20 protein-coding genes are annotated in these 17789 nt (G+C 61.0%); 10 read left to right on the top strand and 10 right to left on the bottom strand.

All coding sequences use genetic code 11. The features are described from left to right. The first annotated feature begins 54 nt into the window (after positions 1-54). From XM1_RS11185 to XM1_RS11175, 3 genes are all read left to right on the top strand, one after another. Positions 55-480 (top strand): helix-turn-helix domain-containing protein, encoded by a 426-nt coding sequence (locus XM1_RS11185; protein ID WP_008615101.1) that lies wholly within the window; start codon positions 55-57, stop codon positions 478-480. Between the two features lie 105 nt (positions 481-585). Beyond that, on the top strand, positions 586-1011 hold the full coding sequence (locus XM1_RS11180; RefSeq protein ID WP_068433450.1) for a Fur family transcriptional regulator: 426 nt from the start codon (positions 586-588) through the stop codon (positions 1009-1011). A gap of 139 nt (positions 1012-1150) precedes the next feature. Continuing rightward, positions 1151-1399: a hypothetical protein gene (locus XM1_RS11175; RefSeq protein ID WP_008615104.1), complete on the top strand. Its 249-nt coding sequence runs from the start codon at positions 1151-1153 to the stop codon at positions 1397-1399. Positions 1400-1458: 59 nt separating this feature from the next. On the opposite strand, the gene mamB is transcribed toward XM1_RS11175, so the two are convergent. Genes mamB through mamE form a run of 6 tightly spaced genes read right to left on the bottom strand, consistent with a single transcriptional unit; the run spans position 1459 to position 7124 of the window. Then, entirely contained in the window at positions 1459-2349 is an 891-nt protein-coding gene (gene mamB, locus XM1_RS11170; RefSeq protein WP_068433448.1) for a magnetosome biogenesis CDF transporter MamB, read from the bottom strand. Next, positions 2346-2600, bottom strand: a complete 255-nt coding sequence (gene mamR / locus XM1_RS11165) for a magnetosome protein MamR (protein ID WP_008622632.1) — start codon at positions 2598-2600, stop codon at positions 2346-2348. Before mamR ends, mamB begins: the two co-directional genes overlap by 4 nt. Further along, on the bottom strand, positions 2597-3415 hold the full coding sequence (gene mamQ, locus XM1_RS11160) for a magnetosome protein MamQ (RefSeq protein ID WP_011383430.1): 819 nt from the start codon (positions 3413-3415) through the stop codon (positions 2597-2599). Before mamQ ends, mamR begins: the two co-directional genes overlap by 4 nt. 47 nt (positions 3416-3462) lie before the next feature. Continuing rightward, positions 3463-4320, bottom strand: coding sequence for a trypsin-like peptidase domain-containing protein (locus XM1_RS11155; RefSeq protein ID WP_008622189.1), 858 nt, complete (start codon positions 4318-4320; stop codon positions 3463-3465). 58 nt (positions 4321-4378) lie between these two features. After that, on the bottom strand, positions 4379-5341 hold the full coding sequence (locus XM1_RS11150) for a FraH protein (protein ID WP_068433446.1): 963 nt from the start codon (positions 5339-5341) through the stop codon (positions 4379-4381). Positions 5342-5369: 28 nt separating this feature from the next. Continuing rightward, positions 5370-7124, bottom strand: coding sequence for a magnetosome formation protease MamE (mamE, locus tag XM1_RS11145; RefSeq protein WP_231920777.1), 1755 nt, complete (start codon positions 7122-7124; stop codon positions 5370-5372). A 355-nt stretch (positions 7125-7479) separates the two neighbouring features. On the opposite strand from mamE, the gene XM1_RS23985 reads away from it, so the two are divergent. The 4 genes from XM1_RS23985 (at position 7480) to XM1_RS11130 (ending at position 10349) form a co-directional block, all read left to right on the top strand. Beyond that, the gene (locus XM1_RS23985) at positions 7480-7695 is read left to right on the top strand and encodes a hypothetical protein (RefSeq protein ID WP_011383427.1); all 216 of its coding nucleotides are present in this window, start codon (positions 7480-7482) and stop codon (positions 7693-7695) included. An 86-nt stretch (positions 7696-7781) separates the two neighbouring features. Then, positions 7782-8087 (top strand): hypothetical protein, encoded by a 306-nt coding sequence (locus XM1_RS11140; RefSeq protein ID WP_043746027.1) that lies wholly within the window; start codon positions 7782-7784, stop codon positions 8085-8087. A 163-nt stretch (positions 8088-8250) separates the two neighbouring features. Further along, positions 8251-8478 carry a hypothetical protein gene (locus XM1_RS11135; protein WP_068433444.1) on the top strand — a complete coding sequence of 76 codons (228 nt, stop codon included), beginning with the start codon at positions 8251-8253 and terminating at the stop codon, positions 8476-8478. Between the two features lie 242 nt (positions 8479-8720). Next, positions 8721-10349 carry a pentapeptide repeat-containing protein gene (locus XM1_RS11130; protein WP_011383424.1) on the top strand — a complete coding sequence of 543 codons (1629 nt, stop codon included), beginning with the start codon at positions 8721-8723 and terminating at the stop codon, positions 10347-10349. A gap of 426 nt (positions 10350-10775) precedes the next feature. On the opposite strand, the gene XM1_RS23250 is transcribed toward XM1_RS11130, so the two are convergent. The 4 genes from XM1_RS23250 to XM1_RS11110 form a co-directional block, all read right to left on the bottom strand. Continuing rightward, a protein-coding gene (locus XM1_RS23250) for an IS630 family transposase (protein ID WP_156428703.1) occupies positions 10776-11727 on the bottom strand; the annotation gives its coding sequence in 2 pieces (ribosomal slippage) (positions 10776-11391 and positions 11390-11727; 954 coding nt in all). Positions 11728-11877: 150 nt separating this feature from the next. Then, positions 11878-12126, bottom strand: coding sequence for a hypothetical protein (locus XM1_RS11120; protein WP_068428062.1), 249 nt, complete (start codon positions 12124-12126; stop codon positions 11878-11880). Next, a complete protein-coding gene (locus tag XM1_RS11115) occupies positions 12123-13331 on the bottom strand; it encodes an IS91 family transposase (protein WP_369815998.1) in 1209 nt (402 codons plus the stop codon). The genes XM1_RS11120 and XM1_RS11115 overlap by 4 nt, the downstream gene beginning before the upstream one ends. A 1-nt stretch (position 13332) precedes the next feature. Continuing rightward, positions 13333-14190, bottom strand: coding sequence for a tyrosine-type recombinase/integrase (locus XM1_RS11110; RefSeq protein ID WP_068428055.1), 858 nt, complete (start codon positions 14188-14190; stop codon positions 13333-13335). 212 nt (positions 14191-14402) lie between these two features. Between XM1_RS11110 and XM1_RS23245 the strand changes: the two genes are divergently transcribed. The 3 genes from XM1_RS23245 (at position 14403) to XM1_RS11100 (ending at position 17785) form a co-directional block, all read left to right on the top strand. Continuing rightward, the gene (locus tag XM1_RS23245) at positions 14403-15782 is read left to right on the top strand and encodes a bacteriohemerythrin (RefSeq protein WP_082700459.1); all 1380 of its coding nucleotides are present in this window, start codon (positions 14403-14405) and stop codon (positions 15780-15782) included. 138 nt (positions 15783-15920) lie between these two features. Next, on the top strand, positions 15921-16460 hold the full coding sequence (locus tag XM1_RS11105) for a PAS domain-containing protein (protein ID WP_068433442.1): 540 nt from the start codon (positions 15921-15923) through the stop codon (positions 16458-16460). A gap of 14 nt (positions 16461-16474) precedes the next feature. Next, complete coding sequence (locus tag XM1_RS11100; RefSeq protein ID WP_068433440.1) at positions 16475-17785, top strand: methyl-accepting chemotaxis protein; 1311 nt, start codon at positions 16475-16477, stop codon at positions 17783-17785. Positions 17786-17789: the final 4 nt, after the last annotated feature.

Raw genomic sequence — 17789 nt, 5'->3', positions numbered from 1 at the left:
CCCGATTCAAGTGGAGCATGGACCCTGGAGCCACTACAGAGTCAACGGAAAATCATGACGCTTCAGCCCTTCAATATCGGCGGCCTCAGCCGGCAGACCGGCGTCAACATCGAAACCATCCGCTATTACGAGAAGATCGGGCTACTGCCGCCGCCGGCACGGAGCCAGGGCGGCTTTCGTCAATATGAGGACCACCATCTTCAGCGGCTCCGCTTCATTCGCCGGGGCCGCGATCTGGGCTTTTCCATCGATTCCATCCGTGCCCTGCTGACTCTGGCCGAACGACCCGATTCCCCGTGCGAAGGTGCCGATCAGATGGTTCTCCTCCATCTTGACGAGGTGGAACGCAAAATTGCCGACCTCACCCTTTTGCGCGACGAATTGCGGAAGATGAAGAATTGCTGCGGACAGGTGGTCGCCCAATGCCAGATCATCGGCTCACTGACCGCCCCCGGCTCCGCACAGCAGGACGCTATATGACCGCGACGGCAGCGAAACGCGCGGTTGCGCTCTCGCGCTTTGCCAACCTCTCCCTTGATGGTACCGTTCCCCCTGAACCGGCAGGAAAAATCGGATGAGACGGCCATGATTTCTCGAATCGAACAACGTTGCATCGACAAGAACATGAAGATGACCGGCCAGCGCCGGGTCATCGCCCGCGTCCTGTCCGAGTCCTCCGACCATCCGGATGTGGAGGAAGTCTACCGCCGGGCGGCCGAGATCGATCCCCATATCAGCATCGCCACGGTCTATCGCACCGTGCGGCTGTTCGAGGAAACGGCCATCTTGAAGCGGCACGATTTCGGCGACGGCCGCGCCCGCTACGAAGAAGCTGGCGGTGATCACCACGATCACCTGATCGACCTGAAAACCGGCAAGGTCATCGAATTCTCCAGCGAGGAGATCGAATCCCTGCAAAAGGAAATCGCCACGCGCTACGGCTACCGGGTCGTGGGCCACCGCCTGGAGCTGTTCGGAGTTCCGCTGGCCGCCGACGAAACCGCCGACTGAGGCGGGCGCCCCCCCCCTCAAGCGGCACGGCAATCCGCGCGGCTCATCGGGGGCGATGCGAATACCCATTGACAATGAGTGGCAATTGCGGCTTTCTGTAGATGCGATTTGTTCGCAATCACAGCCGAGGAGATGCCCCATGAGCCGTCAAGCCGCCACCTTCTCTCCTTCCGCCGGGTCCCGCGCGGTCGTTCGTTCCACCGTCGCCGGTGCCGGTGGCGCCGTGGCGGCTGGAACCGCCAAGGCCGCGGGCTTCCTGACCATGGGCAAGATGGCCGGTGTCGGCTTGGGCGCCCTAGCCGGCGGTCCGCTGGGCGCCGCCGTCGCCGTCGGCTTGATGGCCGGTCTGATCTACGGATCCGCCGCCGCCCGTCACCGTCGGGTCTGAACCCCTTCCGATGGAACTAAACTGCCCGCCGCCCATGGCGCGGGCGGCCCCTCTCTCGCTCAGGCCCGTGCCGCGGCGGCGGGTGCCGGGCTGACGAACAGGCGGATGTCGCGGGCGTGGGGGATTTCCTCCTGGATGCGCCAGCGTACCGCCTCGGCCACCATGGAACTGTCCTTGATGCGCAGATTGGGATCGACCCGCAGGCGGATGTCGAACTGCACGTCCTCGCCCACATGGCGACCGCGCAGGAAATAGATGCTGTGGACCATGGGCGTGTCCATGGCCACCTGCCAGGCGGTCTGCAGCAATTCCGTATCCACCGAGCTGTCCATCAGGCCGTGGATCGAGGTTCCGATCAGTTCCAGGCCGATGCGTCCCACCAGGGCCGAGACGCCGATGGCCGCGATGGTGTCGGCGATGGGAAAGCCGATCACCGAGGCGATCACGCCGACCATCACCGCCGCCGACGAGATGGCGTCGGACCGGTTGTCCCAGGCATTGGCGATGATGGCCGGGCTGTTGTTTTCGTTGCCCACGCAGATCTGGTAGCGATACATCAGCTCGTTGACGATCACCGTCACCGACGCCCCAACCGCCGCGAAGATGCTCGGCGCCTCGTAGGTCCCCGAGATCAGCTTCATCACCGAGCCGTACATCAAGAAGCTGGCCCCGATCAGCAGCAAGGAGCCCACGATGGACGACGAGATGTATTGGATGTTGCCGTAGCCGAACGGATAGCGCTCATCCGCTGGCTTGTTCGAAATCTTCAAGCTGAGCTGGGTCACCCCGCTGGCCACCACGTCCGCCCCCGAATGCAACGAATCCGCCACCAGCGCCACGCTGCCGCTCATCAGCCCGAGGACCCCCTTGAACAGGGTCATGCAGATGTCGGCGGTAAAGGCCCACCACACCACTTCCTCGCGGCAATCCCTGCAATTTTCGAACTTCATCGGTTCATGTAATCCACAAGATTGGAGCCCAGGATACGATAATTATCGCCCACCTTCTTCGCCTTGATCGTCCCCGAACGAATCAGGCCCAGCACCTCGAGACGGTCCATCCCCAGCAATTGCGAGGCTTCCGCGCTGCTGTAGATCCGGTGCGGCAAGATCTCCTCGCCGAAGATCTTGTCCACCAGCACCATGGCGCCCTGCACGAAGGTCACCAGCGCGCTCCCCTTGATCACCGCCGTCCAGATCATTTCTTGATGTCCTGCGCATGGTTGAGAGGCAACAGTTCCTGGAACAGCTGCGGCGTGATGATCGGCGTGTCGCCCGCCGGCTTTTCCTGGAAATACTCCGCCCGCTTGAACCCGGTGATGAACGCCAGATAGTTCCACGGCCACTTGGTGATCTCGATGTTGTAGGTCGAGGCGGCGGCGTTGTAATCCTCCCGACGCGTCGCGATGCGGTCTTCCATCTCCACCAGCGACGTCATCATATGCTTGTAGGTGTCCACCGACTGGATGGTCGGATACTGCTCCACCACCGCCATCAAACGGCCCAGCGCATTGCCGAAGCCTCCGTCGGCCCCCAGCAGCGCCTTGCCGCCCCCAATATCACCCAGAAGCTTGCCGATCCCGCCCTGCTTCATCAGCTGTTCCAGCGCCGAGCCGATAGGGCCGCCCTTGCCAGCCTCAACGCCCTCGGTCCGCTTGTCCGAGGTATGCGAGAAGATCGAGTGCTCCAATGCAGCATGGTTCAGCGTCAGCTTCACAAGATTGCCGAACAGATTGTCCCGGCGCTGGATCATCACCTCGTAATTGGACCGCTTCGCCTGCGTGTCTTCCGACATGGTCACGAAGGTGTTGTAGCGCATCAGCAACGTCGCGATGAACGCAACAACCGACAAAACCGATATGACCATAAGAGCGTGCACCGGCCCACGCCCCAAACGACGCGGCGTCTCCTCCACCACGTACAACTGGGCAAGCAGCTCCTCCGACTGCTTCACCCGTTGCAGCGCACTGAAGTCGACCCCAGGGGCCGAACCAACATTCGCGTCGCCTAATGCCATATCCGCCTCTCTAAGCTCGTCGTATGAAGGAAACGCCCCTCATACGTCTAAGGACCGGCGGGAACGCCCGACTTTCCGGCCGGAGCGCCCTTCTTGAAGCGAACCACGTCCTGAAGATGGGACACGATCACCTGGGCCGGCACCGTGAAGCCTTCCACCTTGCCGGCGGGGCCGGTAGCGGCGATGTTGATGCCCACCAGATCACCCTGGGCGTTGACCAGCGGGCCGCCGGTCTGTTCCCAGCTGTAGACCGCGTCCGAACGCAGCAGATGGGTGATCTGGGTCGCCCCCACCGCCAGCGGCGCATCCGCCGATTGCACCAGGCCCTGGCGCACCAGCGGCGCCCCCGCCATGTTGCGGCCGAAGGCGAAGACCTGCTGACCCGGCACCACCGTCTGGACGTCGGCCATGCGGAAATGCAGGAACTTCTCGGTGGTCTGCATCTTCAGCAGCGCCAGATCATGCCCCGGAATGGTCTTCACCACCTGGGCCGGAAAGCGCCGGATCCCACCCGTCGTCGCCACCTGGACCGAAATCTCCGGCAGATTGGACACCGAATGCAAGGTGGTGATCACATAGCCGTTGGCCCCCACGATGGCCCCCGAGGCCACCGGACCGGCATTGACCCCGCCGCCGCCGACCCCGACCACAGCAGGGGGAACCGTGTGATACAGCCGCTGCACATGCGGCATGGCGATGTTGCGCACCAGGAACTGACCCACCGACAGATCGTCGGCCCCATGGAAATTGTCGTCCTCGTCGTAATGGTCCAGGAGATAGATCCCCCAAGCGAAGGTCACGAAGATCAAGAAGGCCAGGATCGAGACAGGCGTCTTCCATGACCGTTCGCAAAACACGATCTTGTTGGTGGGCAATTCGCCCATGGTCTCGCCGACTTCAATCATGGCTGAGTTCCAAGCTCATTCGGATTCCTGTCCTCTATCGCCCATCCCGCGAGAACCACTAGAATTCATCACCGTTGCTTTTGGCGCCGTGGCGCGGAGCCAGCAAAGCATTGAAGCGTCCCTTGATGGAATGGACCAGACTCTGCCCCGCGACGGAAAGCTTACCGCCCAGGGACTTGGGATCCCTCAGCAGATCGGTGGAGGCGCCGATGGCGCCGCGCACGGCCGAATCCGCCACATTGAAGATCCCGGTGAACAGGTCCTCCACGGGAACCTCCTTGACCGGATTTTCGGCAGGGCCGGCAGGGGCGGCCTCTGCCGCCGTCTCCACCGCCGGGGCCGGTTCCGCCGGATAGGCATAGGCCGTCGAGTGGGAAAATGCCTGCGGCCGGGGAGACGGCTCGATCACGGCGGGGGCCTCGACGACCTCCACATCCGAAGCAATCTCAATCTCAATCTCAAGCTCAACATCACTCGTCATCATTTCGGTAACTCCCTCGGTCTCGGTCGCGGCATGATCGTGAGCCGCTTCCGGCTCGGGTTCAGGTTCGGGTTCGGGGACCGGCTCGGGCTCGGGCTCGGGCGCCGCGGCCGTCACCGGGATTGCCGCCTCGGCGGGATTGATCTCTTCATACTCCCGATCCGGCTGCCGCCGGAAAGGCGGCGACCAGTGGGAGACAAGCTCGGTGAACGGGGCGGCTTCAGGCGGCGCATTGGCAACCGCCGCCGCCAATGCGCTCGGCATAACCGGCTTGAGCGCCGCCTCCGTCGGGCTTGCCGCTCCGGGGGAAGACCAGGGCGAACCGCTCAGCAGCGACGCCCAGGCATCCCCTCCCACCGGCTTGATCACCGGAGCCGGAGGCGCAGATATGGGGGCGGCGGGCTCCGGCACGGAAGATGCCGGAATCTCGGCGTCGGCAGCCGGGGCGAGCGCGGCATCGCCGCCTCCCTTCCCGAGCTTGTCGCCGGGGGTCCCCTTGGCGCGGGGCCGTCGGTTCGTCGCCATCTCGTGCTCCATCATCACAGAACAACCCGGAATTCTTTACCTTTCACCACGGCCCGTTGCCGGGCGGCGGCGTTCCCGCGGCGGCCCCGGCAATCAAAGTCATGTTGCGGACGCCTCCATCGCGCAAGACTCCCAGACGGACGGACCCGCCGACCGACATTTCCCCCATGATGGCGACCGCCTCATGGGGGAGGGCGACGGGGCGGCCGTCGATCTTGAGCAGAACATCGCCCGGCCGCAATCCGGCGTTTGCCGCCGCCGTGTTGGGGGAAACGCCGGTGATCAGCACGCCGCGCCCGACCGGCAGACCGGTCTGCAGGCTCATCTGCGGAGACAGGGGCGCCAAGGCGGCGCCGTGCAGGCTGTGACCGGCCATTCTGGACCCGATTCCGCCGCGCGCGCCTTGGACATTGACCGCCAGACCGCCGGGCTGCTGGGCGAACTGATATCCGCCCGCCCCCGGCTGAGCGAAGGCGACCGGCCCGGCACCGGCACCGATGATCTGATGGCAACCGGCGCAATTCATGTTCCGGCGGTTGTCGGCATGGGGATTGGCGGCATTGGCCTGGATGGGCGGCGCGGCGGGCGGCGGCGCGGCGACGGGCATCATGGGCTGAGCGAAGGCGATGGGCCCCGCCGCGGCACCGATGATCTGATGGCAGTTGTCGCAAGCCATGGCCTGTCGACCATCGGTATGGGGCGAAGGCACCCCCGCCGCGATGGCCGGACCGGCCGCCCCCACGCCGCCCGACCCCGGAGCCCGAAACGCGACGGCTCCCATGGCGGGGCCCGCGGCGGCGGCGGCGGGCAGGCCATTCACTTCATCTTCCACGAACCGGCGGACCTGATTGCTGGGCACGGCGAAACCGATTCCGGCGAAAGCACCGCTGGGGGTGTAGATGGCGGTATTGATGCCGATCACCGTGCCGTCGGCAATCACCAGCGGCCCGCCGGAATTGCCCTGATTGATGGCGGCATCGGTCTGCAGCAGCTTGGAATGGGTGACGCCCTCGATCACCATGGACTTGCCCTTGGCGGAAATGATGCCGCGGCTGACGGACATGTCCAGACCGAAGGGAGTCCCGATGGCGATCACTTCGTCGGCGACCAGCACCGCGCTGCTGTCGCCCAAGACCGCCGAGGTCAGCGGCGCCCTGGGAGCAATCTTCAGCAAGGCGAGGTCGAGCGCCTCGTCCATCTTGACGATCTCAGCCGAATAGCGGGTCGCCCCCCCGTTGTCCGACACCGAGACGAGAACCGAATTGGCGCCACGCACCACATGAAAATTGGTGACGATCAAACCGTCGTCGCGAACGATCACCCCGGTGCCGATATTTTCCACCGTGGTGGTGGTCGGATTGGCGAAACGCGGCAAGACGTCGGGACCGGGCGGCATCAGGGTCTTGGGTGCGGCGGCGCGGCCCGACGACGATGCGGTCACGCTCACGACGCTATGACGCAAAAGGGAGACGACGCGGGAAAATCCCCCGCCGCCGCCGCCCACCTGGGCAGCCCCGGCCTCCATGACCGGCGGCAGGGCCGAAACTCCCGTCGCCGCCGGAGCCCCCGCAAGTGCGTTCGCAGGAAGGGGAAGCACCGGAGCGGTGACGGCGCCGTGACCCAATTGCCGGATCAGGGTTCCAAGGCGGTTGCCGCCCGCCTGCTGGCGAAAAATGAAGGCGCCGAACAGCACGATCAAGGCCACCACGCCCATCAGCATGAGGTAGCGCTTCAAATCCTTGCTGCGAGGGGCTTTGGGGCGTCCCCCGGTGTTCGCGTCGCCATCAAGCATCGTCATCCAGCACCACTCAACAAAATCACGCGGCAGACGCGACCAAGGTCCACGGCATTCGTCGCCGCTGTCGGCCCGCGCTTTTTAGCACAATTACTCCAGCCAGATATAGGCGAGAGCACGCCACGCAGACGATAAAGCAGAATAAATCGCCTCGCCTGGCCGCCAATACAAGCGGTTGAGACGCAACCGCATAAAAAGCCCCCCGCCCTCCCCGCAGGCGGATCACGCGAAAAATCGGAGAGCCCCATGGGACGAGGGATGGCCTTTCCCCCCAAAATCTTGATGCTTTAGGCTGCACCTATGCTAATCTGGAGGGACTCAGATCCGTCGATCCACACAGCCCTGCATGGAAGATTTTATGTTTGACACCCCCCTGGCCGGACTGAAATTAGCGGCACCGAAACTGCTCTCCGGAGCACTCCTGGGACTGCCGATCACATTAACGATCGCGCCGGGCCTGGGATTGGTCGTGGTCGGCGTGCTCGGCGCCGCCTGCGTCGGAGGATACATATCCGCCGTAAACTCGCTGACCCATTCCAAACCCGCCTTTTCCGTTGCCACTCCACCGATCTGAAGCGTGGGACTTCCGCCCCGGACGGACCTAGGAAAGATTAGCCAACCGCCGCAACCGGACGGCCGTTTTTGTCGGAGCTGGGGAAAATGAGCGACAGCGTCAATAAGGAAGAAGCCCTGGCGATCATCAGGGGCATCGTCGGCGCCGCAACCGATATCGCCAAGATGGCGAGCGAGATGGGGCAAGAAGACGACGAGATCACCGCCCCCCCACCGCCCGTCGCATCTCCCCCTTCCCCTCCCGCATCCGCCCATTCTCCCGCCCCTGCCGAGAATGCCGCGGCGACCGAACCCGCCGAAAAAGCCGCCATCGCCCCCAAGGCTGAGGTTCGGGCAAGCTCTCAGGCCGACGTCTTGAACCAACTGCTCAATCGTAAATCAGGTAAGGCATAGGCGCAAATCAGGCAAGGCATCGGTCGGGCCGCATGGGAGCCGATGCTTTAGAGCGCCGTGCATCAAATGTGAGGCGCGACGCTCGGGTGAGCATTGAGCGAGCGGCCAAGCGGCCGGAGGGCCGCGCCCCACGCCGAGCCCGCCCCACGTCATCGGAGACGACATGGCCCTGACACCGGCGGAAAAGCAAAGACGCTATCGGCAGCGGCATAAAGACCGCCCGACCCAGGCCCAGAAGATCGCCATGCTGGAAGCGCGCATCGCCGAGTTGGAAGCGCAATTGAGAACGGCCACCGGCGCGGATACGGGCCAGGAACACTCGCCCCAGACAATTGACGAAAGCGTGATCGCGGAATGGGAACGGGCACTGGGGAAAGGCCGCAGCCGGTAGCAACCGTACAGCTCCCTCACGGGCCACGCACCGGAATAGAGGCAATCCACCACAACCTGGTTCCTCGTCAATGACCGGAAAAAGAAGACAAGAACTTGGCAATTATTAAAGCAAAGTTAACCGTTATTGCAGCAGACCCATCCCGCTCATTTCATCACACCGCCTGACCGGAGATAAGTTTTGAAAAATCCATGGTCTGGTGTATGATTTGAGTGTTTGAAAAGACAGATCGATTGCTTGTGATGGGAAACGTACACCACCTACAACATCTCGGCCAGGGAGCCGGCGACTGGAACGCCTGGCGCCAGCAGGAGCCCGATGTACGACCGGACCTGACCAACGCCAATCTGCGTGGGGCCAATCTCGCCGGGATGGATTTGTCCGGATCGCTGTTGTCGCTGGCAAATCTGCGCAAGGCCGTTCTGTCCGGCGCGAATCTCCGTGATTGCAACCTCCCCCGGGCCTGCCTGGAAGACGCCGATCTGTCGGGCGCCAAGCTTCAGGGCGCCAATCTGGCCGGGGCGACCTTGCTGCGCGCCAACTTCTCCGGCGCCAATATGCGCATGGCCAATCTGGCTGGCGCCAATCTGGCTGGCAAGATGGATTTGTCCGGAGTCGATCTGACCGGCGCCAATCTGGCCGGCGCCAAGCTGATGGGGGCCAATTTCTCCGGCGCCACCTTGGCCGGCGCCAATCTGGCGGGCGCCGACGCCCGCAATGCCAATTTCACCGGCGCGGATCTGACCGATGCCGTGACCGCCGGCGCCCTCCTCGACGGCGCCAACATGTCCGGCGCGGTCATTCGCCGGACCGCAGGCCGCCCCCAGACCATCGTCGCGGATCTGGAGCCCGAGCCCGAACAGCCTCTGCCCCGCACCGTTTCCGAACGCCCGCAGCCCGTTTCGGTCGAGACCTTCGAGGCCGAGGGATTCGAAGCCCCCCCCGTTTCGGTCGAGGCGCCTTCGAACGAGATCGAACCGGTCTTCGAGACCCAACCGGAATGGGACAATTCGGCCCAGCCGGAATTGGCCGAGCCGGAGCAAGAATCCGAGCCGGAACCCATCGACACGCTGGTGGATGTACCTGCGGATATTGAGCCGGAACTCGAGCCCGAACCCGAGCCCGAGCCGGAACTGGCCGCCGTCGAGGAGATGGCGGAAGACGACGATTCTGCCTTCGACGCGCCCCCCATGGCGACAGCCGCTCCGATCCCGCTTGCCGAATCGCAAATTTCAGATCTTTTGGCCGATTCCGTGCAGGACGAGGCCCTCTCGCGTTTACCTGTTCCGGTCGATGACGCCGTTGACGAGGAACCGCAAGACAGCCCCTTCTATACCTACGAAACCAAGGAATTGGCCATTCTCGCCCTGTATCTCGATCAGGTGAGCCGGAAGACCAAGGCCGAGAAGGCCATGCTGCTGGATCTACTGGTCCAGTATAACCGCAATTTCCTCGGACAAGATGTCAGCGTCCCCATGACCACCAGCGGCAACGCCATTCTGGTCGGTTTCGGCGACCCCACCAACGCCCTGCGCTGCGGCGGCCTGTACATCAGCATGCTGCGCGACATGCAGGTCGAGTCCTATGTGGCGATCAATTGGAGCATGGCAACCGTCCGGGTCGATTCCGAAGGAAGCGAGAGCGACGAGTTGATCGCCAATTCCATTTCGCCGTCGGCTCGTCTGATGCCGGTGGGGGTCGTGGGCGAGGTTCTGGTCTTGGAAGAGCTGTATTCCAATCCCCTGACCCAGCGCGACCTCTTCACCTTCGAGCGTGTCGCCCGGAAATGGAAAGCCGCCAACGACACCCATGGCGAAGGCATCGACGTTATCTGCTACAGCGTTCGCAGCAAGCAGCCCCCGTATCCCTGAGTCCCCCCCCCCCCCGGTCAAGCCACCTCCGTGCCCCTTGCCCGCACGGGTGGGGCATGTATCGTGGGGATTGAACGGAACCGCTATGGCGGTATCGGTGTGTGATGTGACGTCGAAGGCTCCCATCTGACAGGGCTGGTTTCGACCACCCGACAGACAGGAGGCCCACGATGGCCGAGATGAGCCCCCTGCGTCGCCGCACGATCCTTATCGAAATTCATAAACGGATGGGATGCCTTTATAGCAATCGGTTAGCATTCATTTATTCATTCAGTATGCTCATCAGGCCGCGTTCACCATCCATTCAATCTGGAAGAGGCGTCGGAGATGACGGGTGACCTACGTAAACGATGTGTTTTTGACGGTCAGCGGCTATACCGAATCCGAATTGTCACAGCAGTCTGAAAATCTTAGAGCAATTCGCGATCACACTGGTTCATATCCGGCAGCCTTGAAGAAATTTCGGCACTCTTGAGGTTCGTAGAGATCGCAGCTTCGGCCGATGGCGTCCCAGAGGTCCTGAATGGTCCTGGCAGCCGTTTTTCTGAGGTGTGCCTTGAGCTTCGAGAAGGCCATTTCGATGGGATTGAGGTCGGGGGAATACGGCGGCAAGAACAGCATGAAGGCACCACGATCTTGGATGATCCGTTCTGCCCGAGGACTTTTGTGAGCTGAGAGATTGTCGAGGATCACGACGTCGCCCGGCTCCAGGGTTGGGGCCAGTTGGGTCTCGATATAGGCCTCGAACATCTTCCGGTTCATCGGGCAATTGATGACAAAGGGCGCCACCAAGCCATCATGACGCAGCCCGGCGATGAATGTTTCCGTCTTCCAATGTCCGAAGGGCACAGCGGCTTTCAACCGCGCCCCTTTGGGTGAGCGGCCCCGCAGACGGGTCATTTTGGTATTGGTTCCGGTCTCGTCGAGGAACACCAGGCGATGGGCCTGACGCCGCATCAGCGGTTGGCGGCCTTTAATCCACTCCTCGCGCAGCAACCGGACGTCCGGCCTCATCTGCTCGGACGCGACCAAAGTTTTTTTTATAGGTCAGCCCCTGTGCCCGGAGAAACCGGGCAAGGTTGGAAAGATGGATTTGAACGCCCCGCTCGGCCAGTTCTTTGGTTAAATCGGCCAGCGAGATATCCGGAACCTGCTTAACACGCAGCAGCACATAGGCCCGATGGTCGCCCAATTTACTGCGCCGATCACCGCCTTGCCGCTTTGGCGCCACCGTCCCACTCGACAGATATTGCGCCACATAGCGTACCGCCGAGCTCACCGAGATATTGAAGACACTGGCCGCCTGTCGGCGCGAATGGCCAGCCAGAACATATCGCGCAACACGGTCGCGCAGATCTACGGATAAAGGTCGAGTCATCGTGGGCCACCTCCACAGGAAGTGAATCACGATTAGCCGCGCCTGTGAATCTGGAGGGTTCTCTGAGGTCCGGCCGGTACGACGGCAGCCTCAAAGGAGCCGGACCTCTGAGAAGCCGGATTGAACGAAACCGCGGGACGCAGACGAGGTCTATGGGGATTTGGCCGTGGCGGTGGGTGCGCCGGGCGGCTGGGGCGGTGAGATGACGGCCGAGGGGGCGTTCACGGGCGCGGCGGCCAGGACCAAAATTGCGGCGGCGGTTGCCGTGAGGTGCCGATCGGCGGCAATCGCGCTGACCATGATGGGCGCCAGGACACGATGTGGGCGACCGAGCGCGATGCCGACGGCCAGCGTCGGTGCGAGCACGGTTCCCAAGAGCAGGCACGGTACGGCGGTCATGACGTGTCGATCCGGTAGGCGGCATGGCCGGCCGGTGATCGAGGGATGGCGCCGAGCGGCGCCATAGTGCCGCCGCAGCATGGGCAGCGGCGGAGGTCGTGGCCGGTGAGGCGGTGATGGCGGTCGCGGTAGTCGTCGGGCGTCCCCGCCGTGACCGTTGCCGGCGCCGGCACGGCCAGCAGGCGACGGCAGTTTTCCAGCTTGGCCGCCCGCTGGCCGTTGGCGAGGAATCCGTAATGACGGATGCGGTGGAAGCCGTCGGGCAAGACGTGGAGCAGGAAGCGGCGGATGAATTCGCCGGGCTGCAGCGTCATCACCTTCTGCTTGTCGTGATGACGATAGTCTTTCCAGCGGAAACGGACCGAGCCGTCCGCGATCTCGACCAGGCGGCTGTTGGCGATGGCAACGCGGTGGGTGTAGCGGCCGAGATAGGCCAGCACCTGCTCGGGGCCGCCGAATGGGCGTTTGGCGTAGACCACCCAGTCGGTTTTGCGCAGCGGCGCCAGATGGCGGGCAAAGGCGGCCGGCTCGGCGAGGGCTGCGAGGTCGGAGAAGAAGGCGAGCTTGCCCGCCAGGAACGCCGCCGTCATTTGGGCCAGAAACAAGCGGCGGAACAACCGGGACAGCACACGCACCGGCAGGAAGAAGCCCGGACGGCAGGCGACCCAGCGGCTTCCGTCCGGCGACAGGCCGCCGGCCGGCACCACGCAATGGAGATGGGGATGGTGCTGGAGCGCCTGTCCCCAGGTGTGCAGCACGGCGACGAAACCGGGTTCGGCGCCGAGATGCCTGGGATCGGCGGCGATGGTGCGCAGTGTCTCGGCTGTCGCCTTGAACAGGATGTCGTAGACCACCGCCTTGTTGTGGAAGGCAATGGCGGCGATCTCGGCCGGCACGGTGAAGACGACGTGGAAGTATGGCACCGGCAGCAACTCGGCTTGGCGGTCGGCCAGCCACTGGGCGCGTGCCAGCCCCTGGCATTTGGGACAATGCCGGTTGCGGCAGGAATTGTAGGCGATGCGCACCAGCCCGCACGCACCACAGGACTCGCTATGGCCGCCCAATTGCGCCGTTCGGCAAGCCTCGATGGCGGCCATCACCCGGCGGCGGCCGCGGTCGAGATGTCCATCCTGGGCAGCCCGCCATGCACTGCCGAAGCGGCGGAACACGTCCGCCACCTCCAGTCCCCCGGCCATGGCTGCCATCTCAGGACGGCGGCACCACCATCAGGTCGAGGCCGTCGAGTGGGCTGGTCGTCTTGGCGATCATTGCGTTGGAGACCTGGGTGTAGCGGGCCGTGGTCGACAGATTGTTGTGGCCGAGCAGCACCTGAATGATGCGGATGTCGGTGCCCGCTTCCAGCAGATGGGTGGCAAAGCTGTGGCGCAGGGTATGAACGGTGACGCACTTGTCGATCCCGGCGGCGGCACAGGCCGAGCGGCACGCGCAATTCAGCACATTCGGCTCGATCGGCTTGTCCTCGCGGCCGGGAAACAGCCAATGCCCGGGCCGCGCCAGCCGCCAATAGGTGCGCAGGATGCCGAGCAACTGCGCCGACAACATGACGTAGCGGTCCTTGCGCCCCTTGCCCTGCTCGACCCGGATCACCATCCGGCCGCTGTCGATGTCGGCCAGCTTGAGCGCCACCACCTCTGATACTCGCAGCCCGGCGGCATAGGCCGTGGTCAGCGCCGTGCGGTTCTTCAGGCTGGGCACCGCCTCCAGGAAGCGCACCACCTCGTCGGCGCTCAATACTACTGGCAACCGCCGCGGCTGGCGGGCATAGGTGATCCGCTCCGGGGTCTCGGGGCACCGCAGCGTCACCCCGTAGAAGAACCGCAGCGCCGCCACAAACTGGTTGAGGCTGGCCCACGAAATCCCCTGCGACACCAAGTGGACCTGCCACGTGCGCACGTCTTCAAGGTCGAGCCGATCCGGCGATCGATTGAAGAAGCGGCTGAACTTCGAAACCGCATGAAGGTAGGATCGTTGCGTCGCCGGCGAAAGATTGCGGACCGTCATGTCCTCGATCATGCGGCGACGCAAAGGGCTCAATTCGGCCATCGGGGGCCTCCTGTCTGTAGGGGGGGGCGTGGAAAACCAACCTTCTCAGACAGGAGCCTTCGCCGTCCCCTCAGGCTCCAATACCGCGCCAGCGGTTTCGTTCAATCCCCTGCGATTCCGTTAGATCGCGAACCGCTCTAGCCGCGAGGTTGATGGCTTTATCGCCCGAATTGGCGGGCGGTAAGCGATAGAGTCCATGGAGATTTTGCTGAATGACAGAAGAATGCCAGATCGCTGGATGGTCAGACGCTTTCTCTGTCGGGAATGCTGCGATTGACAGCGATCACAAGGCATTCTTTGAAATTGCCAATTTACTCAAGGGCGTCATTTTCGAGGCAGCAGAAAGCAAATTCGTAATCGAAAGTGCTTTGGCTATGCTCGAAGAATATGTCGCAGGGCACTTTCTCCGTGAAGAAAAGGCCATGGCTAAAATTGGTTTTCAACACTTTGACGATCATCGTGCAAAGCACTTTGCCTTCAATCGAAAAATTAATGAGGTGATCAGACTATATCGTGGCGGAAGTTTGTCAGTTGCGGAGAAACTGCACGATCTTGTGCTTAAGTGGCTTGCAAGTCACATTATGAATGAAGACATGAAGTTCAAGTCATTGTTGACTGATGACGTCGTTGATCAGAGGCCGCTTGCGTATCTTGCTCTCGACGCTATTGAGAATGAAGAGTCTGAAAAAGTTGCCGTTCCTAATGCCATTGTGCATGCCAAGGTTAAATTAGATTACTCTAAAATAACAGCATTAATTTGCGAGCCAAGCAGCACAATTCGATCTGGAATACGGTTTACACTAAATGAAATTGGAATCACAAATATAGAGGAGTCGAATAATTTTATTGCCATTGATGAATCATGCAAAAATGGTGGCTTCCAGATTGTTGTCATGGATGCTGTGCTTGATGGGAATGACTCGGCGTATTTCATTCGCCAAATCAGATCTTTGCAGACAAATAGCGATCCATTCGTATTGACGGTTCTTCTCCTTTCATCAAGAGATGAAGTGGCGGTTCGTAGTGCCATGTCGTCAGGAACAGATTCCGTGCTTCTTATTCCATTCTCATCCGGCCAATTGAGAGATCAGATTGTTGGTCATGTAGAAAGGCGGAGGCCATTTATCGTCACCCAAGATTATATTGGTCCTGAACGCCGAAATGAAAGTCGTCCTGGTTGTGCCTCGGCCCCACAAATCATAGTTCCGAATCCGGTCGAGGCGTTAGGTCGAGGCATTCCGATGGATCAGTATGAATCCAAAAAAAATGAAGCCATTCAAGTTATCGTAAATTTTCGTTTGAAAAGTCTTGCTGGAGCCATAATTTTTGAATGTAACTCTTTGGCGGCTGGCATGCGTGACGGATTAGCTACAAATGAAAGCACTTTTCGAAGCTTAACAAAGCTTGAAAATATTGCTGATGAGTTGGCGGAGAAAATTCGAAAATTTTCTGGAGCCAAATCCTACTCAGTTGAAACCTTCCGAGATAGATGTCGGGAATTGAAGGGTGGGGTGGACAAAATCACCTACGCTGATGTGGAGGAGCTTTCAGCATCCGGCAAGAAGGTATCGGAAAGCTATGCGTCACGCTGAATCGGGTTGCTGTTCATAAATTAATCCAAACAATGAGAGTGACGTTTGATTGTAACATTCTGACAAATAACGACTATTCTCTTTTTTAGAGCACTAGCCTAAAGTCATAATCCAATCAGACTGGGAGAGGTGTCGGAGATGGCGGGTGACCGTAAAACTCCATCAGGTCGCGAGCGAACTTTTGCTCATGACGAACTGATCGTCAGTAAGACCGATCCCAAAGGAAGGCTGACCTACGTCAACGACGTGTTTTTGACAGTGAGCGGCTATGCCGAATCCGAGGTGATGGGGAAACCACATTCGGTCATACGGCACCCCGAAATGCCACGATGCGTCTTCAAACTGCTTTGGGACACCATTGCCGATGGTCGGGAGATATTCGCCTATGTGAACAACATGGCAAAGAATGGTGACAATTACTGGGTATTCGCCCATGTCACCCCGAACTTCGACGCTGCCGGTCAGATCATCGGATATCACTCCAATCGACGGGTGCCCGAGAAGGCTGCTTTGGAGACGATCAAGCCGCTTTATCATTCGCTGATGGAAGAAGAACGCCGCCATCCAGATTCGAAGGTCGGGCTTGAGCGATCATGGAAAATGTTGAACGACGCCGTAGCAACGGCGGGATTTGATAGCTATGACCGATTCATCTTCACCATCACGCCAGAAAATTGATCAGAGGCAGCAACATGGAATCGACTCTCGGCTCATATGCCCGAACCTTATCCCTTGGGATGCTGGTTCCTTCGGCGATCTGCTTACTGGCGGGAACATTCGGGCTGCTTGGCGGTTCGAGCATCGCCCTTTGGGTCGTGATCGCGGTATCCCTGCTTGGCATTGTCGGAGGCGTCAAGATCGGTGGTTCTGCTCGACGAATGGCAGGTGATCTGTCCACTGCGATCCACGTGCTCAGCCGGTCCGCCAGTGGTGATCTCAACGCTCGGATTCTGGACGTTCGAGGCAGCGATGGCATTGGAGCCTTGCAACACAGCATCAACCGTTTGCTGGACCTCGCTGAAGCCTTTGGAAAAGAGGCGTTTGCCGCCGTCGAGTCCGCCAATCATGGTCGGTATTACCGCCGGATCATCACCACGGGTTTGCGTGGCGATTTCGTTCTGTACGCCAAGACCATCAATCAAGCTTTGAAGCGAATGGAAGCCAGAGACGCAGAGTTCATCGCCTTTGCCAACAATCAGGTAAAGCCGGTCGTGAACGCCGTGGCTGCCGCAGCGACAGAATTGGAAGCATCTTCGGGGGCCATGTCGGCACAGTCTACCGACACCAGCCACCAAGCCATGACGGTTGCCGCAGCGGCGGAACAAGCCTCGGTCAACGTCCAGGCCGTGGCCTCTGCCGTCGAGGAGTTCTCTGCCTCCATCAAGGAGATTAGTACCCAGGTCCATCGTGCTGCCGCCGTAGCCTCGGAAGCAGCCGGTGTCGCGTCTCGTACCGATACGACGGTCCATGGCCTCAATGAGGCCGCCGAACGAATTGGTGCCATTGTCAGCTTGATCAATGACATTGCCGCCCAAACCAATCTTCTGGCTCTCAATGCCACAATCGAAGCGGCTCGTGCCGGTGATGCCGGGAAGGGCTTTGCCGTGGTGGCGAATGAGGTCAAAAACTTGGCGAACCAAACGGCCAGAGCAACCGAAGACATCACCTCCCAGGTGGCCCATATCCAGGAGGTCGCCGCCGAAGCTATCAAGGCGATTGATGAAATCACTCGAACCGTATCCCAGATCGAGGAAACATCCTCCGCCGTGGCCGGTGCCGTGGAAGAGCAAAATGCGGTCACCGTGGAAATCGCACGTAATGTCGCGGAAGCTGCAACCGGAACGTCCTCGGTTTCCTCAGCGATCATCACGGTTCAAGCGACTGCCGCTGAAGCTACCGAATCCGCTGGTCAGGTTGCTGATGCTGCATCAGAATTGTCACGGCAATCTGAAAATCTTAGCCGCGAGGTTGATGGCTTTATCGCCCGAATTGGCGGGCGGTAAACGA

This window comes from Magnetospirillum sp. XM-1, from assembly GCF_001511835.1.
Taxonomy (GTDB): Bacteria; Pseudomonadota; Alphaproteobacteria; order Rhodospirillales; family Magnetospirillaceae; genus Phaeospirillum.
Note: the sequence above shows the minus strand (reverse complement) of the source record. Positions and strands in the feature narration are given on the sequence as shown.